Here is a 23,751-nt window from a genome sequence, read left to right on the forward strand (position 1 = left end):
CCTAAGGGCGGGTACGGCATCCAGTTGCTCGTTTCTGATATGCCTATCAAAAACTGTTAAAACATCGAGTCCGTGAAAATACCGACTCTTCATTCATAATACAAGGGCGGGTGCAACCCGCGCCGCCTAGCCGTCGCGTACTCAAGACCGACCTATGAGCAACGCGGGGTGCACCCCATAGACGCTAACCAAAACTCTAAAACCATTAACCACAGAGGCACAGAGACACAGAGACACAGAGACACAGAGAATGGCTGGAGGAAATAAAATGTTACGCCGCTCTTCAAACTATGTATTTCTCTGTGCTCCTCCGTGTCTCTGTGCCTCTGTGTTGAGAGGTTTTAGTTTTGTTTTGGTTAGTGCCTATAGGGTTGCACCCGCCCTACCATTTTCGCCAGTCTTTCAGACGGGCTTTACTCAAGAGCTTTGTCTATTTATCCTACTTATTTGATTTCACCACTTCACCACCTTTGATGACGACCGCGACTTTTTCTAATACGCGCACATCTTTAGTCGGATCCCCAGCGACCGCAATGATATCGGCAAAGCGGCCAGCTTCAATGACTCCAACATCTTTACTTGCGAGCGCTTCCGCCGCCACCACCGTGGCAGACTGAATCGCTTGCATTGGTGTCATGCCATATTTCACCATGGTGGCAAATTGTTTGGCGTTATCTCCATGCGGATAAATGCCTGCATCGGTGCCGAATACCATTTTCACACCAGCCGCATTCGCACGGCGAAAACCTTCGCGCTGTACATCGGCAACTTCTCGGTCTTTGCGTAGATTGTCTTCCAGCACACCGTTTTTCTTACCCTCAGATTGCGTATAGTCGGTGTTATAAATATCCATTGATAAGTAGGCGCCATGCTTCTTGGCTAGCGCGATACCTTCATCGTCGATCAGGCTGGCGTGTTCTATCGTATCAATACCAGCACGAATCGCATCTTTAATGCCCGACGTACCGTGAGCATGTGCGGCTACACGCAAGCCCCATTGATGCGCTTCTTCTGCAATGGCGCTCATTTCTTTCAAGCTCATTTGCTGTTGACCTGGTTCAGTATTGTGCGAAAACACGCCACCAGTTGCGCAAATTTTGATGACCTGTGCGCCGTATTTGCGTAATTCACGCACGCGCTTGCGACCTTCTTCTGGATTATCGGCATTGAAGGGGCTCTGCTGATTCATGGATGGTGGAAAGAAGGTGGAATCACAATGACCACCGGTCGCACCAAATGAATATGCAGCTGTCACCACACGTGGGCCGCGCACTTTGCCTTCATCAATCGCTTGGCGCAAACCTACATCATTCCAAGCATCAGCACCGACATTGCGTACTGTCGTAAATCCCGCATCCAAAGTGCGGCTTGCATGCGGGACAGTGAGGATAGACCAGAAGCGATCGCCAAACTGCAAGGTGTTATAGCCGCCATAGGTAGGATCAGAATCAAGATGCACATGCATGTCGATAAGGCCAGGTAATAAGGTCATGCCAGGCAAATCAATTTTTTGCACATTCGCATCAGTGTTAGGTGCTCCACCATTTTTAACGCTCACAATACGACCATCACGCACCAGAATTTGCGGATTGGCGATGGTTTTGCCCGTGCGTACATCTAACATATTGCTGGCAGTAATCAAGACATCAGTCGCAAATGCGTTGACTGACAATGCGCAAGCGGTCGCGACTAAAGTAGAGCAAATTGTTTTTTTCATCTGTGACTCCAAGGGGAAAGAAATTGCCGTGAGGATATTTTGAACAGGCGCTTAGTATCCTTGCTGCCATCGTGCTGGTCAAATTTGATTGTGCAAAATGACGCCCCTTACCAACAGCTGCACGCGTATTTCTTGCAACATGCAAAATACAAATCGAAAAAAGAAAACACAAAAACTCACATTAAATTGAGGTGAGCAAATCGCAGCGCAAAAAAGCAAAAAGCCCACCAAAGGCGGGCTCTTCATGCATTGCGATAATTCATTAACAACCAGGGCTATCTGCCAAGTGTTATTAAGGGTCGGGCACCCATGCTATCTGCGTGGTGTACGTTTGGAATTATACGGCTGTTATCGTTTGATCACACGATGACAGTGCAAAGTATAAATTATTTGCAGCAAACTTTTGCGTAGGACGATGAATCGTCAAATCACAAAGAACACAAATCGGCATCTTATTTTGCGAAATTTTAGCTTTGCGTGGTGCTTGAGATAACTAGAGGCTAACTTGAAGCTAACCTAAAGTGAGCGCAGGATAATTGCATGCTGCGCTCATCTCGATTTTCACTACGCCTGACTAAACCATTTTCCTCACCTCAGTGCTATCTGCAAAGTAGGTCAAGCCGGTTAGAATCAGTTTGTGCGGTCTGCGTGCGGACACTGCGACCATTTGCGGTTTGAATGTGGGCATTTCTGAGTTTGTATCACCCATGCTATCTGCATGGTGTAATTCAATTTCAGGAAGCGTAGCTGCACTGTGTCGAAGCTACGAACCTGCATTCGTTTTAGTGCGTCATGCTTACATCACACACCAATTTTAGATTTTGTAAATTACAAAACCTGAATATTGCTAGCTTTGTCGCCTTTTGGACTAGCGCTGCGTTCGAAAGAAACGCGTTGATTTTCCGAGAGACTTTTGAAGCCAGTAGATTGAATGTCTTGAAAGTGGGCGAACAAGTCAGGACCACCAGCATCAGGTGTGATGAAGCCGAAGCCCTTAGCGTCGTTAAACCATTTGACGATTCCAGTTTGATTACTCATTTTATTTCCTTTAATTTCTTTAATTATGGATGGCGACATTCGCTGAGCACAAAATATAAATCGTGCGACAGAAAGTAGTAGCCAATAGGCGATATTGCCTGTTAGGCACTTAAAACCAAGAGATGAAACCGAAGGAGATAAAACAGAACGACTAGAAGAGAACAGCCATGCGGAATTGGGACCAACAATATTACGACCTGATACAAGTACGGAACGGAATATACATGCTTTCTGTGATTTCACCTAATCTTTTTTTCGTTGTGAAAAAAACAGTTGCGTAAAACATCCAGCGATAAAGTGCGCTAACTTCGCCTATTTTGGATTTTGATGAAATTGCCTGGCCCTTGCCAAGATGGCCTCCAATCTAGCTCCTATACTTCAATATTTGTTGCAGATGTGCCCTAGGCGTCACTTCTTCATCGTCGAATAGAATCGAATTGCCTAGTATTGGGTGATAATGCAGCAATGCAAAATAACAATTCAAGTGCGGGCTGATATACCCGTTTTGCACCAATTTAGACGCCATATTGTTTCAGGAAAGAGGCACATGATGCAGGCCAAACCAGTCAGTGATACAGGAAAAACAGAGAGCGCAGCACAGCGCCTGATTTTTTTTAAACGACTACAAACGCTGACCAATAAGATACATGCGACTCATGCCGTGGATCAAATCATGCTCGATTTGACCACGGATATTTGCGATCTCTTTAATTGTGATCGCTTGACGATTTATGTAGTCGCACCTGACGGAAATAATCTGATTTCAAAAGTGAAGATGGGATTGAATACTTTCAAAGATATCCGCTTGCCGATCTCTGATCAAAGTATTGCCGGCTATGTCGCTTTGCATAAAGAAGTGTTGTGCCTGAATGACGTGTATGACGAAGCAGAATTAAGAGACATTTCTCCGCATTTACATTTTCAAAAAGCCATCGATGGACGAACTGGATACCGTACTAAAGAAATGTTAGTTGCGCCGATTATCGATGCAGAAAAAAGTGAATTACTCGGCGCCATACAATTTATTAATAGTCGTCACGGCAAGACATTCTCGGCGATTGCACAGGAAGGCGTGCGCGAATTATGTGAAACCTTAGCGATTGCATTCACGCAAAAAAATAAGCCTCTACCAATTCCTCCTTCCAAGTTAAATGGATTGGTGTCGGACGGCGTTTTATCTGTACCGGAATTTGAATTAGCAATCAGCTCTGCACGTAAGAAACAACTCGATTTAGAAGATGTTTTGATTGATGAATTTCAAGTTACTCAAGAGCAAATCGGCAAGGCGCTTTCTCGTTTTTTTGGTGTACCGTATGAGACCTGGCAAGCAGAGCGCGTGATTGATGTTGAATTAGTGAAGAAGCTCAAGCGTCAATACGTAGAAGAGAATTTGTGGCTACCGATTTCCGAAGATAAAACCGGTATGACGATACTCGCGGTTGATCCAGAACAGGTGAAGACGACGCGCGTTGTGAATTTGATTTTTCCGACGGCGCGATTGCAATATAGAGTCACAACTAAACGGGAATTTGCGCAGACCATTGATCAATTCTTTGGACAAACTGGGGAATCCGCTAGCGTGGGTGAGCTATTGTCTGGCATGGAAGGTGAAGAAGACGATAGTGGAAGTGGCAGTACAGAAGTTTCCGCTGCAGTTGAAAACGAGCTGGTTAAATTGCTCAATAAGATCATTGTCGATGCCTATCAACAAGGCGCATCGGATATTCATATAGAACCACGTCCGGGTAAAGAGAAGACTCTGATTCGCTTTCGCAAAGATGGATCTTTATCGCCTTACATAGAAATTCCCGCTAGTTATAGAAATGCTTTGTTAGCGCGGATTAAGATCATGTGCGATCTCGACATTTCTGAAAAACGCAAACCGCAAGATGGCAAGATTAAGTTTAAAAAATATGGCCCCTTAGATATTGAATTGCGGGTTGCGACGATACCTTCCTCGGCTGGAATGGAAGATGTTGTCATGCGTATTTTGGCGGCGGGGGAACCGATTCCACTCGATAAGCTCGGGGTCTTGCCACACAACTTGCAGCGCTTGAAAGATGTTGTCGAAAAACCTTACGGCATCTTCTTTGTTTGCGGCCCAACTGGTTCGGGTAAGACGACGACGCTGCATTCCGTTTTGAATTATTTGAATCGCCCAGAAACTAAAATCTGGACAGCTGAAGATCCTGTTGAAATTACGCAAAAAGGCTTGCGCCAAGTACAGGTTAATCGCAAAGCGGGGATGGATTTTGCCACCGTGATGCGAGCATTTTTACGCGCTGATCCAGACATCATTATGGTCGGCGAAATGCGTGATAAAGAAACTGTCTCTATCGGCTTGGAGGCTTCTTTAACTGGTCACTTGGTGTTCGCAACCTTGCATACAAATAGTGCGCCAGAATCGATTATTCGACTGCTCGATATGGGCATGGATCCGTTTAACTTCGCTGATGCCTTACTTGGGATTTTGGCGCAGCGCCTCGCGAAACGCTTATGTGGTACTTGCAAAGTCGCATATCAACCCGCGCCGGAAGAAGTTCAATCGCTGCTCAATGAGTATTGTTCAGAGTTATTGGCGACTGCCGCTTTTCAAACTGATGTAGAGGCGGCGAAGCGCGAAGTGTTGAACAAATGGATGAAAGAGTATGCGAACCCGCAAGGGCAATTAACCTTATATCGTCCGCAAGGCTGCGATAAATGTAATGGCGGTTATAAAGGCCGCGTAGGCTTACATGAACTCATGGTCGGCACCGATCCCGTTAAAAAACTCATACAAGAACATGCACGTGTGGCACAGCTATTTACCGCCGCATTAGAAGATGGCATGTTGACGCTAAAAATGGACGGTATGGAAAAAGTGCTGTCTGGTATCACTGATATGAAACAGGTCAGGCTGGTGTGTATAAAATAGGTATAGTGTCGCTTTTTGAAAGTGAATTGATACCCGTCCGTGCAAATGCTGCGACGCGTGTAGTGAAAATCTAAAACCCAATTATTTGAACATTAGCAGAGGAAAACATGCCGTATATTGGTGTCAGCTTACATATTTTAGTAGCGATTTTTTTTGCAGTACATGCGATACGTCATGGGCGTGAGTTGTATTGGTTGATGATTTTATTTGCTTTCCCCTTGTTGGGAAGTGTCGTGTATTTCTTTGCGATTTATTTGCCAGATAGTCGCTTGCAATACGGTGCACGTAAGTTGACGACAGCAACTCTAAAAGCCCTAGATCCGGGCAAAGAATTGCGGGAGGCGCAACAAGCTTTCGAGTTGACACCCTCAGCACAAAATCAAATGCGTTTGGCCGCGGCCTATTTGGAAGCGGGCGATGCGCAACAAGCGGCACAACAATATGAAGCTTGCTTGCAAGGTCCGTTTGCCAATGAAAGAGAAATGTTACTCGGTGCGGCACGTGCCAGATTACAAAATGGACAGGCCAATGCAGCAATCGAATTATTACTGAAGATACGTCAGCATCACGCTGATTTTCGCTTAGAACAAGTCGCTTTGTTATTGGCGAAATCCTATGCCTTAGCAGGGCAACACCAAGCTGCGGGTGAAGAGTTTAACAAAGCAACCCGTGATCACGGCAGTGTTGAAGCCTATGTCGAGCATGCGATTTGGGCGCTGACGCAGGGTGATAAAAATACCGCATTGAAGCAACGTGAACAGATAGAACAAATGAAAAAACATTGGCAGTCACATCATTTTTCTATGCACAAAGATTTGTTGAAACGCTTAGATGCAGCGTTCGCTGCCGTAGCATGATGCTATCTTTGTAAAACACCCCGGCGATGCGACGGAATATGCGCCGCCGGGTCGTCTGTACTAAACACATAATGTTGAAACACGCTGCCCCAGGCAGCGCGTTGGGCGAGTGGTAATTCTTTAAAACTTAAGAGCGCTTGCAAGAGCAAACCGTAGGGCGAAGTCTTATTCTCAGTCGAAAAATTCGATCCGCCCCACCAGTAATTCATCAAGATATTGATCTGATCCAAAGACTCAACATGATGCCACCACAGGTTAGGAATATAGATCGCATCGCCGGGTTCTAAGATGGCAGTTTGTGCGTGTTCCAAAGCAGTCTGAAAGCGCGGGTAGCGATCAAAGTCCGGCGCAGCTAAATTCACCATGCTGATAGGCGAGGGCGTCGGTGCAAAATCCAAAGGACCTATATATAAATTGGCGATCTGCTCAGGTGGGAATAGTACAAATTTGCGTCGTCCGCTGATCACACAGGCAATATTGTCAGAACCATCAATGTGCGTCGGCGTGACGATGTGATTGCCGAGCCAGATGCGAGCCGCAGTGCCTTCCTCCAATAAAGGCATGGGATGATCTTGCTGTAAGCTGGGCAAACATTCGACGACCAATGCACTCTGTACTGCTACCGAGGGCGGCGTCGCAAATTGCGCATAGCGCGCTAATTGTTCGAGCACGGCAGTGATCGGTACGCGATTTTTGATGAAGTTGAAACCATCCATCGTCTCATCATAAAAAATCCTGCCCTGATGTTCAGGACGCAGCATGATGGCGTCCACAGCGGCACCACTATCGCGCGCTGCCAAATCATTCAATAAATCTGGCAATGCTCTACGTGCATGCTGAACCAGCGGCCAATCCCGCACCAGTCCGCGCAAGATCGCTGGGCGATATAGCGGCTGAATCTGTTGATGAAACATGTCATGAGTGACATCATAAAATTCGGCAATAGCGGGAATGGTTGAGTTCATTTGATAAGTCACAGAGGTGTTAGTCGCAGATCAAGACAGTCGTATAAATTCTGGTGGAGTCTACTGATACCCCAGTGCGCATGCAAGGGTGTACGACTTAATGTTTGCGCCTTTTTGACCGATAAATAAATAAGTGTTGCGGCGCTTGCACAAAGATAATGTTGTGAATTTGTATAAAATGTCGAATACAACGAATTCACAAAATGTTACTTGTAGTTAAGGGGGCTGTGTGTGATACTTGAATCAGGTGTCTTTAATGCGAAAACAGTAGCAATAAGTGACAATATCAGCGACATATAAAATGCACGATAATAATAGTGCAAATGTCAAAATACCAAGCTAAAAAGCGACTCAAAAAAGCCAAGCTAGATTCGCAAAGCTATTAACAAAGATTGGAGAAAAAAATGAATTCACAAAAACAAACGGGTTTTACCTTGATCGAATTGATCGTGGTGATCGTCATTTTAGGTATTTTGGCAGCGACTGCCTTACCAAAATTTGCAGATTTGGGTAAAGACGCTCGTATCGCCAGCATCAACGCTGCTAAGGGTTCCCTGGCCGCGACTGCAGCGATGGCACATGGCAAATATTTGGTGACTTCGCCAGTACCAACTACTGTGACATTTGAAGGTACAACAATTACATTTGCTACGACGGTTTTGTCTGGATATCCAAAAGCGGATACCTCGTTTGCATCGGCTGCAGGTTTGAATGCATCTGATTACACTTTGACAGCAACTGGTACTACTTTGACAGTTTCTCCAGTTTCTGCGCCAGCGGCAGCGACTTGTTCTGTTGTTTATACTGAGCCTGCTTCTGCAACTGGTTCACCAACTATCACTTTGACGACTACCGGTTGTTAATTGATGTAAGTCATCACTGCATGTAAAAAAAGCCCCGACTGGTTCGGGGCTTTTTTTACGTCTTAAGATTTTTTGGCATGAATTTTCAATATTGAATTTTTAACCTAAATGCTATGAAAATACTACGCAAAGATATTGCACAACAATTCCCAGATCTGACCGTTGATTTAAACCGAGTTGATTTCCGAATTGCAGTTTAAATATGGAAACCAGTCACGCTAATTTAAAACGATCTTTCAATTTGCGTTCCCCTGTATTTGATCGTGATTTTGATCGTGATGTTTTCATAGGGACAAACAAGGGCGCAGTCCGCAATGCATGCCCTTCACGTACCTCCACAGTCGCCTGTTGCGCACTACTTTGATCTTCGGTCACAAAGACAGCCACCGCTTCACTTAACTTCAGCGCCTGCTGATGCATATTGTCTGCTGCAGCAGCAGCGTGCTCGACTAAGGCTGCATTTTGCTGTGTGATGTGATCGAGTTGACCTATCGTGGAATTCACCATTTGTATGCCATCACCTTGTTCTACGCTGGCATCGGTAATCGCCTGCATATTGCGATTTAATTCTGCAATCGCATCGAGGATGTGCGTCATGGTGTTGCCGGCTTGTTGCACTTGCTGATGGCCTGCATCGACTTGTTTTACCGAATGGCTGATTAAAGCTTTAATTTCTTTTGCGGCACTGGCGGAGCGTTGTGCCAGATTGCGTACCTCGGTTGCGACCACGGCAAATCCACGACCTTGTTCGCCTGCACGGGCGGCTTCCACCGCCGCGTTGAGTGCCAAAATATTGGTTTGAAAGGCGATGCTATCGATCACCGCGATGATGTCATTAATTTGTTTGGAAGATTGCTGAATTCCCGCCATCATGGCATTCATCTGCGCGACCGCTTCACCACCTTGTTCCGCGATATTGCTGGCCTCGATTGCCATGACATTTGCTTGTTGTGCACTCTGAATATTTTGTTTGACAGTGCCAGTTAATTCTTCCATCGAGCTCGAAGTTTCTTCTAATGAACTTGCCTGTTGCTCTGTGCGTATAGACAAATCTGCATTGCCACTGGCAATTTCTTTGGATGAGCTGGCGATCTGTTCGGTGCTGCCGCGTATTCTTTGTACCAGGCCGATCAAAACCTGGCGCATGCTTTCGAATTCGAGTACTAGCTGCGCCACCTCATCTTTGCCATGTGCCTCGCAGGCAATGCTTAAATTGCCATCGCTGATTCTATGCACAGCGACCGTGAGTTGCCCTAGTTCACGGGCAAAGGCCAGATAAAATCCAGTTAATAGATAAGCGGCAACGCTTATGACTAAGATGATTGCCAGCACAATCGCATTCCGGTTCCATACATGGTTGCTGAGGCGTTGTTCCAATTGCGTATGGATTAAATCTGCCAAACTGACACTGAGATCATGCCAGGCATTGATACTTTTTTGCCCCGCAGCTAAATAGTCGGTGCCGCTAGTTTGGTTGAGGGTATTGAGAATTTCGTTCCTGGTACGCTCTAAAAAGTCCAGATGATTGGCGATGACTTGTTGCTGTTGTTGCTGCAGACTTTGCAGTGCTGGATGGGCTTTTACGATAGCGTCGAGTTGCGCCTGTACTTTTGGTAAATCACGTTGGCTCAATAGCACGTTCGCATTGATTAAAACATCTTCGTTCGCTTCTAATAAGCCAGTATCAATATAGGGCGCGCCACGTGCTGCAGTATCGGCTAAGACACTGCTGAGTTCAGGTAAGTATTTCGCATACAGAGCGATTAAATAATAGGTATCGACCTGAGGATCGAGGCTGAGATTACTTTGGTCGGCGATCTTGCTGGCTAGTGATTTTAATTGTGCTAATACGGCATTATGTGCGGCGTAGCTTTCTTTGGCCTTGCTTGAGGAGTTGCTTGTATCAAGCGCTTGTTGCAACGCAGTCCAGCCACTTTGCGTGTTGTTGATGAGTTCTAAGAGTGGCTTAGTGGATGCATCGGCCTGCGTGAGTTCTGAATACGGCTGTTGTAGTGACACCAAGCGCTGGTAGCTTTGATCTATCTCTCGCATGACTTCTTGTGCAGCTTGTTTGGCATTTGCATTGCCCGCTAACGCAAGGTGTCGTAAGGCTTGATGCTGCTGGGTCTGGCGGCTTAACTCTTGTACGATACGCAGATTTTGCAGGCCGCTCTGTTCTAGTTTAGTCAGGCTAATTGCCTTATTTAATTCATGCACGAATAAACCAGAAACGATCAATGCTGGCAGTGCAAACAGACAAGCCACGATCAAAAATTTGGGCAGCAGACGCAGTCGCCGCATCAGCACAATTGCCGGGGAAAAGAAAAATTGCATACAAACTCCGCAAATAAAGTTGGCGGTGGGAAATAAAAACAGCTTCCCAATGTAGGCAAATTTTGTGACCTAGCGATGACAGCGAGGGAGTGAAAAAGGGCTTATTCCAGACTGCAACCGATAATCGTCGCTCCCATCAAATCAGCTTGCAAATGCAGGGTTTGCAATAGCTTTTGACGGCTGAGCGGATCGTCAGGTAGTGCCAACTTCAAATGTAAATACGGATAATGCGCGTTGCTAGCAGTATTTAGCATTGTGCGATCATTATTGAGTGCTTGTATTTTAGCTGGTACGGTGTTGGCTTCCGGTACGGTTTCTAATAAGCCTTGATGCTGCATTTCAGCGATGACTGCAGCGAACGAGATGGTAATGCAATCATGCGGTTCTAACCACCGCTTCGCACCATTCGTGATGCTCACAATTCCACCAGTCAGTTCGACTGCAGAATCTGAAATTTTTTCATAGTGAAAAGCCTCCCAATCCGCCAGACCACGCTGTCGTTTGGCGATCTCCGCCATGATCTGTGCAACCTGTCCACCATGCGCCACCATGCCAACCGGCAGCATTTCTGAAAAATCGATCATTGCGTCTATCTCCATGAGTTGAGTGCTGGCGATTTTCTTCACGTCAATAAATGCGCACTATGTGCTTAAAAAATGCGCAAAATGCCTCGTGATTCACCAGTTTATGCGCAAATTTTAAGTGCAATTACAAAATCACAGGTAAAATTCGCCAGCATAAATTTTTGTTTTAATAATTGCTGTATCCCAAACACCAGCGGCTAGCGTCGCTTTATTACAATATAGAAAATCATAAAGGAAGACCAAGATGTTGATTAAATCTCGTTTCATGATCGGTAGTGCTGTAGCAGTATTAGCTTTATCAGCTTGTACAAAAAGTGCAGACAAACCAGCAGAAGGCGCAGCCAGTGTGATCGCTGCCACAGTGAATGGCAAGCCTATCAGCACAAAACAAGTAGACATGATCATGAAGCAGCAAGCTGCTCAAGGTATGCCAGACAATCCAGAAATGCGCAAAATGATCATCGACAATTTAGCGATGGCATCTTTGGTAGCACAAGAAGCGACAAAAAAAGGTTTGGACAAATCGGGTGAGATTGCAGAGCAACTCGAAATGATGAAAACCAATGTATTGGCACAAGGTTTCGTAGATGATTATATGAAAAACACGCCAGTCACTGACGCAGATTACAAAGCTGAATACGAAAAAATCAAAGCCGCAACAACAGGCAATGAATTCTCAGCGCGCCACATCTTGGTAGAAAAAGAAGACGAAGCAAAAGCGATCATCGCAAAATTGAAAAAAGACGTTAAAGTATTCGCAGCTTTAGCGAAAGCACAATCCAAAGATCCAGGCTCGAAAGACAAGGGCGGTGAATTGGGTTGGTTTGATCCACGCGGTATGGTGCCAGAATTCGGTAACGCAGTAGCGAAACTGGAAAAAGGCAAATTCACTGAAGAGCCAGTCAAATCACAATACGGTTACCACGTAATTATTTTGGACGACAGCCGTGCAAAAGAAGCACCAAGTTTAGACCAAGTAAAACCACGTTTGACACAACAAATTCAACAACAAAACCTGAAAAAATTCTTGGATGGTTTGAAAGAAAAAGCGAAGATTGAAATCGTCGGCGAAAAAGCAGCATCTGCTTCTGCATCAGCTATGGCAGTCGCACCAGCATCTGCACCAGCCGCAGCAGCACCAGCAGCTAGCAAGTAATTCGGTAATTTTTACCGCACAAAAAAACCGCCTTCGTGGCGGTTTTTTTATGCCCAATGTCGGTGATCAAATTGAAATCTCATCATTGTTATTTCGATGTAGGTAAGTATGAATCCCTTCAGGCAGTACAAAAACGGAGTATTTTTCGCTACTGACTTTTTTTGATCTCTAGGTTAGCCTAGTTTTGTTTGTAAATTCAGCATTGTTTTCTACTTGAGGACTTAGGCAAAACAGACGCTAGCGTCGTTGCTGTTGCCTTGTCCCCTGTCTTCGCTGGGGCAGGCCAAGCAATTGTACTGTCTTCGGCGGCACGTCTAGCTAGCGCAATTTTGCGTAAGTCCTTACTTCAATTGTGATTCCAAACCCAGACTAAGAAGATTGGGATTTTTTATGGCACAAACATATTATTTCGGAATTTAAGAAATTAATTAGTTTTTACTCAATTTGATGTAAGATATTCGGAATATCAGAAATTTTTATATTTTGAGCTTCTCTTAGTTAAAATTTCTTAAATTCCGAAATGGAGGTCGTTGTGAAAACTCTTCACCCCTTAGCCTTGGATACTGAAAACTCCTCGGTCAAAATGATCAACGAGATGCTAGATGTCGGGCAGTTGGTGCGATCAAAACGACGTCAACAAAAATTACGTATTGATGACGCCGCAGCATTGACCGATGTCTCAGTTGATCTTTTTTCTCGACTCGAAAATGGCAAAGGTGCGGTGCGATTAGACAAGCTATTGCAAGTACTTGATGCGATGGGGCTTTGTATGATTGTTGCCTCGAAAAAGTCTGACTTAGTCAGTACGATTTTGAGAGCGAATGCCATCGCTCAAGAAGTTCATGCTTTGAGTGAACAAGAGGCTAGTTCATGAAACATTTTCTTTACCTGTTCGCACTAGATCAAAAAGTAGCGACCATTGCTTATCAAGCGAAGCAAGACCTTTGGTCCTTGGAGTACGATGCCAACTGGGTCACGTCGCCAAATGCTTTTCCACTTTCTCCGACTTTGCCACTGTTTTCGGTAAATAATATTGATACCTCAGGCACGATTAAACGCTTTGTCGAAAATTTGTTGCCAGAGGGGCGTGCCCTCGATATTTCCGCATCAACGTATGGCGTCACCAAAAATAATGTATTCGCTCTTATTCAACAACTCGGCGTGGAAACGGCGGGAGCATTTCGATTCTGTATCGATAGCCCTGCTTTAACAGCAGAGAAGCAAGATAAGTCAGATAAGCCGAAGCGTGAAATTACTATCGAAGAACTTGAGAATCGTTTGTGCCAACGAGATCAAATTCCATTTGTTGTGTGGGACAAAAAAGTCAGAATGTCTATCGCAGGTTACCAAGATAAACTGACCGTCTTGCTTCATCAAGACAATGGCATATCTCGACTATTTTTGGCCGCACCGCCATTGGCATCGACGCACATTTTGAAGCCCGAACCAATGGGGAGAAATATGCCACATTTGGTGGCGAACGAGTACTACTGCATGACGCTGGCAAAAAGAATGGGATTCCCTGTGGCAGAGGTCGGTATCCTTCGTGTACCTCGCCCGATATTATTGGTCAAACGGTTTGATCGCGAGTTAATTGAGACGTCAACGGGGCTAGCGGTGAATCGCTTGCATATGGTTGACGCATGTCAGGCATCGGATCTGCCTGTCAGTTTTAAGTATGAGAGAAATTTAGGAAGTAACGAACAAGTGCTACATATTCGAGACGGAATGAGTTTTGAAAAACTGTTTGCTTGCGTCGATCAAACGATCAATAAAGCATCGGCCAAACTCAGCTTATTGCGATGGGCGCTGTTTCAATTTCTGATTGGGAATTGTGATGCGCATGGGAAGAACTTTTCGTTCTTTGTCGAAAGGGATGGCTTAGTGCCAGCACCTTGGTACGACCTAATCAGCGTGGTGCAATACCCCGAAATTTCGCATGAGTTGGCGATGGCATTTGGTGATGTGTTTGAATTAGACGAGGCCAAGGGATTTGCATTTGCCGATTTTGCGCAACGCTGTTCTATTCCGCGTACGCTGTTGCATAGAGAGGCAGTTAAAGTGGCGAATAGTGCGATAAAACACGCCGAAGCAGTGGCATCGGATGACGAATTTGCAGAAGAAGAGAAAGCGTTTATCCGCAAGCTAAGTGCGTTTGTGATTCAACAATCTGAACTCCTCAAAATTTACACTAAAGAAGCTTTGAAGATAGATTCCGATTTTCTTTAAAACTTAACTTATTTTTTAGTTCGCCGTTTATTTCTTAAACAAATGCGGCAAAACTTCCTGCCGATTGGCGATCACGATCTGCTGTGCCAGCGGATCGGCATCCAATTTATCCGCATCAAGATTAAATGCCTGTAACACGTAACTAACCAAAGGTGCTCGTGTGTTGACATGTAAACAGCGGTCCGTCATCCCAAAATCATGCGCAAGAATATCTTGTTGAGTTTCATTCAAACGACTATCCGGAGTGATTTGTATCGTCACCTCCGTATTCCAAGGTACATCGTCAGCAGCAGTAAAGTTACTTTCCTCCAGTAGCTCTGGCACTCCCCGAAAACGACTCAATACAAAATCGCGATATTCACGGTGCTTTTCACAATACGCCCGCACATGCCAACGCAACGGCGTGCAGACCAAAGTATGCGGCACAAGAATTCTGCCTTCTTCTGTACCTGAGGTCATGGATATGTAGCTTAACTCAACACGTCTATGCCCCCGCGCAGCCTGTACCAAGGTACGCAAAATCAAAGGATCAATCTGCCGTAACGGCACCTGCAAAATTTCGGTATGCGCAAATCCTAAATCCAATCCAGTAAAAGTATGCGCGATATCTTTGTTGCGGCTAAGGATATGCAAATATTCATCAGCGATACCTGTCGTTAATACAGGCACAAAATTTGCTGACGGTGTATAGCCCTTAAGCGACTTATCGTAGATCAGATTATCAGGTGCAATCGACGACATATAAAAATGAATATCCTTACTCGCCTGCTGTCTGCCAATCTTAAAACTATTCGTCAAATGATTGGTCGTCAAACGTCCCTCCCACTGCGCCACAATTTCAATCAAACGATAGCGCATCAACAAATCCCAACTGAAAGGTAAGCAATCCGGTAAACGATCCTGCGAAATCATACGAACTCCTTAAATCTTCTCGAAAGATGTGCTTGAAAAGTGGTCATGTGTTTGTAATCAGTATAGGTGAGTGTGCAATATACCCTTATTATCCAATCCAAGAAATGATTTACATCAGCTATTGAAAATGACTAACAACGGATTCCGAAGATGCCACAACTAACACCAATCGCTCATGCTGCAAAAGACCCAGCAGGTAACTGGAGAGAGCCACATTTATTAGAAGAGCATTTGTTAGAAGTCGCAAAATTGACGCAGCAGTTCGCTTCGACTTTTAATAGTGGTGAATGGGCATATCTCAGTGGACTATGGCATGACTTGGGAAAATATCGCCCCCGTTTCCAACACTACATTCGCAAGGTTAGTGGGTTTGAAGAGAATGCGCATATTACCGACGATACTGGTAAAGCGCCGCATTCAACCGCTGGAGCAATCCATGCCTGTAATTTATTTGGAATGGAAGGGCGCGTTCTTGCATATCTTATCGCAGGGCATCATGCAGGTCTCTATGATTGGGACTCGGAGAATTCAAATCTTAGTTATCGTCTAGGTCAATCAGATGGCCTTTCTGAATACGAAGAAGCAAAAACAGCACAACCGCCGGCAGAGATATTGGCAGTTGATGCGATTAAACCGGATTTAAGACAAATCCCCGGTGGCAAAAATGGGTTCGCCTTGTGGGTGAGAATGCTTTTCTCATGTCTCATTGATGCAGATCGTTTGGATACTGAAGCCTATATGGACGAAGAAAAAGCACTGGAACGCCATAATTGGCCAACTATCCAAACCCTTCATGAACAATTTACTTCCTTCATTGATGAGAAAACGAGTCAAGCTCTGCCAACTAATGTTAATAAAATCAGAGCAAGTGTTCTTAATGACTGCAAAACTAAGGCGGTTGATATACCTGGGCTTTTCTCATTAACTGTGCCGACAGGCGGTGGAAAGACCTTATCGAGTTTAGCTTTTGCGTTAACCCATGCAAGACATCATGAAAAACGTCGGATTATTTATGTTATTCCCTACACCAGCATCATTGAACAAACCGTCGATATTTTTCGTTCAATCTTTGGTGATGCAGTTGTTGAACACCATAGCAATGCAGAAGCTGACCCCAATAAAGACAACGCTAAAAGCCATCTCGCCACAGAGAATTGGGATGCACCGATTATTGTCACGACTAACGTACAGTTTTTTGAATCCTTATTCGCGGCTAAGACTTCTCGTTGCCGTAAATTACACAACATTGTGAACTCGGTCGTTGTTTTGGATGAAGCACAACTTCTGCCGCCAGAGTTTCTACAGCCAATTTTAGATGTTCTTAATTTACTGACGGAGCATTACGGCGTCACAGTTGTCCTTTCCACTGCCACACAACCGGCTTTTTCAACCAAGAATTATTTCGATGCACAAAATAATATTCGTGGACTCAATAATGTACGCGAAATTATTTCTGATCCAGATTATTTATACGAAGCTTTAAATCGTGTTGATGTAGAACTCCCTAAAGATTGGAATCAAGGGAGATCGTTTGATGAACTATCGCAAGAGATCGCACAACATCAATCGGTTTTAGCCATTGTTAGTAAAAGAAAAGACGCGCGAGAACTTTGGGAAAGGATGCCGCCAGAGACCCTACATTTATCGGCACTCATGTGTGGTCAGCACCGATCAAATGTAATACAACAAATAAAAGAACAATTGAGAAATGGCATAGCAACACGTGTCATTAGTACGCAATTGGTGGAAGCTGGTGTTGATGTCGATTTTCCAGTTGTTTATCGCGCTATCGCAGGATTAGATTCCATCGCACAGGCTGCTGGTCGTTGCAACCGAGAAGGCAAACTCGATAAAGGAAAAGTCATCGTTTTTGTAGCACCTCAGCCGTCACCTGTTGGTCTATTGCGCAAAGCAGAAGATGCATGTCGAAGTATTTTATATGATCAATCGGAGCCCCCACTTGCTCGTTCACGCTTTGCCAGTTATTTTGAAAAACTTTATTACGCCTGCGATCTGGATGCGAATAGAATCAATAAGCTATTGGAAGTTGACGGTAAAACATTGGCGGTCAATTTTAGAACGGCAGCAGAAAAATTTAAATTAATTGCCGACGAAAATACTGCTGCCGTCATTGTTCGCTACTACGATAAAACTGACCAAAATGACGGTGAGAGCTCAGACATTGAAAAATGGATTAATACATTGAAAAAAGATGGTCCCGACCGTTGGATCATGCGCAAGCTTCAACGCTACACGGTCAGCATTTCAAAAAAAGACGCAGAACGACTATTCGCACAAGGCGATATTGAAGAACTATTTCCAGGTCTTTACGGGCAAGTAAGTGACCTGCTGTACCACGATCAATTAGGCTTGGTCACCGAAGGCCTTTTACCAACTACACCCGCACTCATCGCTTGAAAGGAAATATCTTGAAAAGATTTTGTCTTGAATTGACTGGAAACTACGCATGCTTTACCAGACCGGAGATGAAGGTGGAACGGGTTAGTTATGACGTCATTACCCCATCGGCGGCACGCGCTTGTTTTGAAGCGATATTGTGGAAGCCAGCGATTCGTTGGCATGTTCGAAAGGTCGAAGTGCTAAAGCCTATCAACTGGATTAACTTGCGTCGCAATGAGGTTGGGGCTGTCATTTCAACCAGTAATGTGAAATCTGCGATGAAAGGGAATGACAGCATATTAGGATTGAATATAGAAGAAGAGAGACAACAACGGGCGGGATTGTTTTTGCGTGATGTTGCTTACCGTGTTCATGCAGACTTGGAGTTTCTTGCCGCAAAAGAGTCAGGCTCCAATGCCAATAAATACTATGAAATGTTTGAACGGCGTGCCAGCAAAGGGCAATGTGTTAATCAACCTTATCTAGGTTGCCGCGAGTTTGCTGGATACTTTCGTCTCATTGACAATACCCAAGATGAACCTCCACCGATTGCGGAATCACGTGAGTTAGGTTTTATGTTGCATGACTTAGATTTCTCAAATCCAAACGACCCTACACCACGATTTTTTCGCGCGCAGTTGAAAAATGGAATTGTTGAAATTCCGCTTTGGAACAGTGAAGAGGTGCGAGCATGATATTGCAAGCGCTAACTCAGTATTATGACCGCAAGCAATTAAGCCCTGATCCGAAAGATAGATTGCCTGCTTATGGTCTAGAAGAAAAAGAAATCCCATTTGTGATTGAGATAGATAAGAGCGGAAATTTTGTCACATTGGTGGATACTCGCGTTATTGAGGGAAAAAAGAAAATCGCTCAAAAATTTTTGATACCGCAAGGCGTAAAGAAAACTTCGGGTATTGCAACTAATTTACTTTGGGATAATGCCGAATACGTATTGGGCATTGTATGTAAAGGAAAACTAGATCGGGTGGCTGAGCAACATAAAGCGTTTAGAGAGAAAATTTCATCGCTTCCAATTGATACCTCTAATGATCTTGGGATTGTCGCGGTAAAAGAGTTTTTCGAGAAACTTGATCTAAGTAATCTAGAGTTACATCCTTCATGGAATGAGATCATAGATACCAATCCGAACTTCACTTTTCGTTTACATGGTGACGTTGAATTAATTTGTCAGCGTCCAGCGATTATTGCAGCAACGGCACAAAGTAGCGAGGTTGAAGATGCAAATGGGATATGTCTTGTAAGTGGCACCCCTGCAGAAATTGAGCGCCTACATTCCTCAATAAAAGGTGTGTGGGGAGCACAAACCGCAGGGGCGAATATTGTTTCTTTCAATTTACCTGCATTCAGTTCATTTGGTAAAGATCAGGGGGCAAATTCGCCAGTTGGAAAGGCCGCCGTTTTTGCTTATACAACTGCACTAAATAGCCTCTTAGGACGAGGTTCTCGACAACGTGCTCAAGTAGGTGATACTTCGACCGTATTCTGGGCAGCTCAAGAGCATGAACTGGAAAATTCTTTTATGGATTTGTTCGGTGAGCCCTCAAAGGATGACCCTGACAGAAGCACAAATGCAATAAAAATGGTGATGCAAGCCGCGCAAACAGGTCGCTTTTCGCGTGGTGGTGCTGAAACTGAATTTTATGTATTGGGATTGTCTCCGAACGCTGCACGAATCGCGATTCGCTTTTGGGAAAAAGTGACGGCGTTTGATGTATCAAAACGTGTAGCACAGCATTTCACTGATTTAGAAATTGTCAGAGCGCCTCACGACCCAGAATATCTCTCACTCTTTCGCTTACTAACGGCTCTAGCTATTCAGGGTAAAGCAGACAATATTCCACCCAATTTAGGTGGCGAAGTGATGCGTTCTATCTTGAACGGAACGCCATATCCTGCGGGGTTCCTCAATTTAGCCATACAGCGTAGTAAGGCAGAACAGCATCCAAGCTATGCCCGCATTGCGGTAATCAAAGCATCCATCAACCGCATCATCCGTCGTAACAATCTCAACTCAAGTCAAAAGGAGAAGGAATTTCACGTTATGTTAGATACTACCAATCACAATCCGGCTTATCTTTTAGGTCGTCTATTTGCAACGCTTGAAAAAATTCAAGAAGAAGCAAATCCCGGCATCAATGCCACCATTCGAGATCGTTACTACAGTGCTGCTTCTAGTACGCCAGTTGCCGTCTTTACGACCTTGTTACGACTAAAAAATCATCACTTAGGAAAACTCCATAAAGGTCGCGCCGTTCAATTGGAAAAGTTGATTGCCGAAATCATGAGTGATCTAAGTGATTTTCCACGCATTCTCACTTTGCAAGAACAAGGCCGATTTGCGCTTGGCTATTACCATCAACGTCAAACATTTTTCACTAAACCACAATCATCTACAGAAGAGGTAACACAATGAGTCTAACTAACCGCTATGATTTTGCATTACTTTTTGAAGTGAAAGATGGCAACCCTAATGGCGATCCTGATGCTGGCAACTTGCCACGCTTGGATGCTGAAACCGGTCATGGTTTAGTGACTGATGTTTGCTTAAAACGGAAGGTCAGAAACTTTGTTGGAATCGCCAAAGCAGAACAACCGCCTTATGAAATTTATGTGAAAGAAAAAGCGATTCTGAATAATCAACATAAACGTGCCTATATCGGTATCGGCAAAGAAGAGCTTCTTAATGGCGATGATAAAAAACGTAAAGGTGGTAACGCGGTCGATGAAGCAAGAGCTTGGATGTGTCGCAATTTTTATGATGTTCGAACGTTCGGTGCTGTAATGGCGTTAGGTGTTAACTGCGGGCAAGTGCGAGGCCCTGTTCAATTCACATTTGCAAGATCTGTAGACCCTATTATTTCTCAAGAACATTCCATCACCCGTATGGCAGTTGCAACTGAAGCAGAAGCTGAAAAGCAGGGTGGCGATAACCGCACGATGGGGCGTAAACATACCGTTCCTTATGGCTTGTATGTGGTGCATGGTTTTATCTCTAGCTTTTTGGCAAAACAGACTGGTTTTTCAGAGGACGATCTTGAGCTCTTGTGGCAAGCACTAGCACAAATGTTTGAACATGATCGTTCCGCCGCACGTGGTGAGATGAACACTCGTGGTTTGTATGTGTTTAAGCATGATTCAGAGTTGGGTAATGCGCCTGCACACAGTCTGTTTGATCGCATTAAAGTTCAACGTAAAGATGGCGTTGAAGTTGCTCGAAGTTTTCAAGACTACAACGTCACTGTAAATGATCAAAATTTGCCGTCTGGCGTTACGCTATTGAATAAAGTTGCTTGATTGTTGAATCAAGCTTTTAGATCAATTTTATGTCACAAAATTTGACAGACGACGCTATCGCCATCTCAGCCCTCCAACATTGGATGTATTGTCCAAGACAGTGCGGGCTGATTCATCTTGAGCAGGCGTTTGCAGAGAATATTCATACCGCACGCGGCCAAGCGGTGCATCGCTTGGTCGATACGCCGGGTTATGAAATCAAAGCGGGGGTTCGTGTAGAGCGGGCTCTCGCTATTTGGCATGATGAATTAGGTTTGATCGGTAAAGCAGATTTAGTGGAATTTCATCCTAACGGCGATATTTTTCCTGTGGAGTTTAAACATGGGGCAAAACGGCAAAAGCTACATGATGATATTCAACTGGCAGCACAAGCTATTTGTTTGGAAGCGATGTTTAAACACCCTGTTCCTTTTGGTGCAATATTTCATGCTAGTAGTCACAGGCGACGCGAAGTTGAAATCACGCCTTCTCTACGTCAACTGGTCGCTAGCACGACAGTATCTATACGAAGTATGTTGCATGATGCCAAGCTACCACCGCCCATCAATGATAGTCGCTGCAAAGAATGTTCATTGAAAGAGATTTGTCAGCCAGAAGCAATCGCTTTGCGAGCCAAACAACAGCAACACAAGCAAACACTTTTCTTTGTGGAGGACTAGTGCATACCATCCAAAATACGCTATATGTAATGACACCTAATGCCTACGCCCATATTGAAAATACGACTGTACGCATTGATGTAGAGCGTGAAAAGAAACTGCAAGTACCGCTTCATCACTTAAATGGTTTGGTTTGTTTTGGTAATGTGATGGTTTCACCTGCACTCATCCATACGCTGGCAAAAGATGGAAAATCGCTGGTGCTGTTGGATCAATTTGGACGTTTTCAGGCGCGTATGGAAGGCCCTGTTTCTGGAAATATTTTGCTACGGCAGGCGCAACATCGCTGCGCTAATGATGAGTCATTCACACTGGAATGTGCTCGTAGTATTGTCGCTGGAAAATTAAGAAATAGTCGCACCAATATTCAACGCGGTGCGCGAGAAGCAAGCTCTCCAGAAGAGGCAGAATCATTAACCCGTATTGTTAATAATCTCGCCGCTTCTTTGCGTGCTGCAGCCGTCGTTAAAACCTTGGATGAATTGCGAGGCGTAGAAGGTGAAGCGGCTCGTGGTTATTTTGGTGGTCTTAATCAAATTGTGAAACCACAATACCGTGAACAGTTTGCGCTTAATGGCAGAACACGCCGTCCACCATTGGATAAATTTAATGCGCTTATTTCATTTCTATATGCGATGTTGATGAACGATTGTCGATCCGCGTGTGAAGCTGTTGGGCTCGATCCGCAACTTGGTTTTTTACATGTTGTAAGACCTGGCCGTGCTTCACTAGCTTTGGATCTACAAGAAGAATTTCGTTCTATCATATGTGACCGCCTAGCATTAACACTGATTAATCGCAATCAAATCAGCAAATCCGATTTTGATGAACGTGAAGGTGGAGCAGTAGTGCTTAATGATAAAGGACGACGAACCGTCATCACCGCATGGCAAGAGAAAAAACAGGAGGAAGTCACGCATCCATTAACAGAACAAAAAATACCAATAGGTTTATTACCGTTCACGCAGGCACGCTTTATGGCAAGAACCATTCGAGGCGAAATGGACTGCTATTTACCTTTTTTATCGAAATAGATTTTATGCTAATCATCGCTACTTACGATGTATCAACTGACACTGCAGCGGGTCGCAAGCGATTACGTCGTGTCGCCAAAATTTGTGAACGAATAGGGCAACGAGTACAAAATTCGGTTTTCGAATGTAATATCAATGAGATACAATTTGAAGAATTAGAGCGCGAACTGTTAGCAGAAATCGACAAAACCAAGGATAATTTACGCTTCTATCGGCTCACAGAACCTGTAGATTTACGTATCAAACAACATGGATGTTTTCGGTCCATTGACTTTGATGCACCCTTACTTGTATAAGCGCGAACCACGATCAAAGACTACTCATGCATTCAGTTCGCGCAACGCTTAATTCATTGATTTGCATGAAGATATTTCCTCCTTCCCACCAACTACCTTCCATTTGCGATATACTTTTTTCGGGGTTCGCGCAGAACCTCAATTTCTTTGTGCAAAAACAAAATGTTATTAGCGCGAGGATTCGCCCGGTCATCTGATCGGGCGTGGATTGAAACACGATAAATATGTTTGTCAGATGTCGCCCATGAAGATTCGCCCGGTCATCTGATCGGGCGTGGATTGAAACTGAAAATTACGCATTCAGTGATCAGCGTGCAGAGAGATTCGCCCGGTCATCTGATCGGGCGTGGATTGAAACTGAAATACTTTGGCTATACTGACATCGAATTTTATTGATTCGCCCGGTCATCTGATCGGGCGTGGATTGAAACAAGCGGTGGTCGCTCATTGCATCAACGATGAGAGAGATTCGCCC

Annotated in this window: 19 protein-coding genes and 1 CRISPR repeat array (1 of these 20 only partly in view); of the genes, 13 read left to right on the plus strand and 6 right to left on the minus strand. The window is 44.6% G+C overall.

Annotation, left to right across the window (positions count from 1 at the left end; all coding sequences use genetic code 11):
• Nucleotides 1-439: 439 nt before the first annotated feature.
• Nucleotides 440-1,717, minus strand: coding sequence for a Xaa-Pro dipeptidase (locus H8K55_RS19750; RefSeq protein ID WP_186943795.1), 1,278 nt, complete (start codon nucleotides 1,715-1,717; stop codon nucleotides 440-442).
• An 828-nt stretch (nucleotides 1,718-2,545) separates the two neighbouring features.
• On the minus strand, nucleotides 2,546-2,755 hold the full coding sequence (locus H8K55_RS19755) for a cold-shock protein (protein WP_186943796.1): 210 nt from the start codon (nucleotides 2,753-2,755) through the stop codon (nucleotides 2,546-2,548).
• A gap of 547 nt (nucleotides 2,756-3,302) precedes the next feature.
• Here H8K55_RS19755 and H8K55_RS19760 point away from each other — a divergent pair.
• Nucleotides 3,303-5,669 (plus strand): GspE/PulE family protein, encoded by a 2,367-nt coding sequence (locus H8K55_RS19760; protein WP_230408732.1) that lies wholly within the window; start codon nucleotides 3,303-3,305, stop codon nucleotides 5,667-5,669.
• A gap of 107 nt (nucleotides 5,670-5,776) precedes the next feature.
• A complete protein-coding gene (locus H8K55_RS19765) occupies nucleotides 5,777-6,526 on the plus strand; it encodes a hypothetical protein (protein ID WP_186943797.1) in 750 nt (249 codons plus the stop codon).
• 2 nt (nucleotides 6,527-6,528) lie between these two features.
• Here the strand turns inward: H8K55_RS19765 and H8K55_RS19770 are convergent, their stop codons facing one another.
• Nucleotides 6,529-7,491, minus strand: a complete 963-nt coding sequence (locus H8K55_RS19770) for a cupin-like domain-containing protein (RefSeq protein WP_230408733.1) — start codon at nucleotides 7,489-7,491, stop codon at nucleotides 6,529-6,531.
• A gap of 404 nt (nucleotides 7,492-7,895) precedes the next feature.
• Here H8K55_RS19770 and H8K55_RS22225 point away from each other — a divergent pair, with 404 nt between their 5' ends.
• Nucleotides 7,896-8,354, plus strand: a complete 459-nt coding sequence (locus H8K55_RS22225; RefSeq protein ID WP_186943798.1) for a prepilin-type N-terminal cleavage/methylation domain-containing protein — start codon at nucleotides 7,896-7,898, stop codon at nucleotides 8,352-8,354.
• 213 nt (nucleotides 8,355-8,567) lie between these two features.
• Here the strand turns inward: H8K55_RS22225 and H8K55_RS22230 are convergent, their stop codons facing one another.
• Both H8K55_RS22230 and H8K55_RS19785 read right to left on the minus strand, forming a co-directional pair.
• The gene (locus H8K55_RS22230; RefSeq protein ID WP_186943799.1) at nucleotides 8,568-10,688 is read right to left on the minus strand and encodes a methyl-accepting chemotaxis protein; all 2,121 of its coding nucleotides are present in this window, start codon (nucleotides 10,686-10,688) and stop codon (nucleotides 8,568-8,570) included.
• Nucleotides 10,689-10,789: 101 nt separating this feature from the next.
• Nucleotides 10,790-11,272 carry a hypothetical protein gene (locus H8K55_RS19785; RefSeq protein WP_186943800.1) on the minus strand — a complete coding sequence of 161 codons (483 nt, stop codon included), beginning with the start codon at nucleotides 11,270-11,272 and terminating at the stop codon, nucleotides 10,790-10,792.
• A 244-nt stretch (nucleotides 11,273-11,516) separates the two neighbouring features.
• On the opposite strand from H8K55_RS19785, the gene H8K55_RS19790 reads away from it, so the two are divergent.
• From H8K55_RS19790 to H8K55_RS19800, 3 genes are all read left to right on the plus strand, one after another.
• A complete protein-coding gene (locus tag H8K55_RS19790; protein ID WP_186943801.1) occupies nucleotides 11,517-12,428 on the plus strand; it encodes a peptidylprolyl isomerase in 912 nt (303 codons plus the stop codon).
• A gap of 532 nt (nucleotides 12,429-12,960) precedes the next feature.
• The gene (locus H8K55_RS19795; protein WP_329605073.1) at nucleotides 12,961-13,302 is read left to right on the plus strand and encodes a helix-turn-helix domain-containing protein; all 342 of its coding nucleotides are present in this window, start codon (nucleotides 12,961-12,963) and stop codon (nucleotides 13,300-13,302) included.
• Nucleotides 13,299-14,657: a HipA domain-containing protein gene (locus H8K55_RS19800; RefSeq protein ID WP_186943802.1), complete on the plus strand. Its 1,359-nt coding sequence runs from the start codon at nucleotides 13,299-13,301 to the stop codon at nucleotides 14,655-14,657. Before H8K55_RS19795 ends, H8K55_RS19800 begins: the two co-directional genes overlap by 4 nt.
• A 27-nt stretch (nucleotides 14,658-14,684) precedes the next feature.
• Here the strand turns inward: H8K55_RS19800 and H8K55_RS19805 are convergent, their stop codons facing one another.
• Nucleotides 14,685-15,569 (minus strand): WYL domain-containing protein, encoded by an 885-nt coding sequence (locus H8K55_RS19805; RefSeq protein WP_186943803.1) that lies wholly within the window; start codon nucleotides 15,567-15,569, stop codon nucleotides 14,685-14,687.
• 150 nt (nucleotides 15,570-15,719) lie between these two features.
• Between H8K55_RS19805 and cas3 the strand changes: the two genes are divergently transcribed.
• From cas3 to cas2, 7 genes are read left to right on the plus strand one after another with little or no spacing between them, the layout of a single operon-like run.
• A complete protein-coding gene (cas3, locus tag H8K55_RS19810; protein WP_186943804.1) occupies nucleotides 15,720-17,987 on the plus strand; it encodes a CRISPR-associated helicase Cas3' in 2,268 nt (755 codons plus the stop codon).
• Nucleotides 17,984-18,664, plus strand: coding sequence for a type I-C CRISPR-associated protein Cas5c (gene cas5c, locus H8K55_RS19815; RefSeq protein ID WP_456243344.1), 681 nt, complete (start codon nucleotides 17,984-17,986; stop codon nucleotides 18,662-18,664). The genes cas3 and cas5c overlap by 4 nt, the downstream gene beginning before the upstream one ends.
• Nucleotides 18,661-20,406, plus strand: coding sequence for a type I-C CRISPR-associated protein Cas8c/Csd1 (gene cas8c, locus H8K55_RS19820; RefSeq protein WP_186943806.1), 1,746 nt, complete (start codon nucleotides 18,661-18,663; stop codon nucleotides 20,404-20,406). Before cas5c ends, cas8c begins: the two co-directional genes overlap by 4 nt.
• The gene (gene cas7c / locus H8K55_RS19825; protein WP_186943807.1) at nucleotides 20,403-21,287 is read left to right on the plus strand and encodes a type I-C CRISPR-associated protein Cas7/Csd2; all 885 of its coding nucleotides are present in this window, start codon (nucleotides 20,403-20,405) and stop codon (nucleotides 21,285-21,287) included. The genes cas8c and cas7c overlap by 4 nt, the downstream gene beginning before the upstream one ends.
• A 29-nt stretch (nucleotides 21,288-21,316) precedes the next feature.
• Nucleotides 21,317-21,946: a CRISPR-associated protein Cas4 gene (cas4, locus tag H8K55_RS19830; protein ID WP_186943808.1), complete on the plus strand. Its 630-nt coding sequence runs from the start codon at nucleotides 21,317-21,319 to the stop codon at nucleotides 21,944-21,946.
• Nucleotides 21,946-22,980, plus strand: coding sequence for a type I-C CRISPR-associated endonuclease Cas1c (cas1c, locus tag H8K55_RS19835; RefSeq protein WP_186943809.1), 1,035 nt, complete (start codon nucleotides 21,946-21,948; stop codon nucleotides 22,978-22,980). The genes cas4 and cas1c overlap by 1 nt, the downstream gene beginning before the upstream one ends.
• Before the next feature lie 5 nt (nucleotides 22,981-22,985).
• Complete coding sequence (gene cas2 / locus H8K55_RS19840) at nucleotides 22,986-23,276, plus strand: CRISPR-associated endonuclease Cas2 (protein WP_186943810.1); 291 nt, start codon at nucleotides 22,986-22,988, stop codon at nucleotides 23,274-23,276.
• Nucleotides 23,277-23,454: 178 nt separating this feature from the next.
• Nucleotides 23,455-23,751: direct repeats of the CRISPR family, unit length 37 nt; unit sequence GATTCGCCCGGTCATCTGATCGGGCGTGGATTGAAAC (it continues 9,518 nt past the right edge of the window).

Origin of the sequence: Affinundibacterium flavidum (genome assembly GCF_014284175.1) — a bacterium.
Taxonomy (GTDB): domain Bacteria; phylum Pseudomonadota; class Gammaproteobacteria; order Burkholderiales; family Burkholderiaceae_D; genus Undibacterium; species Undibacterium flavidum.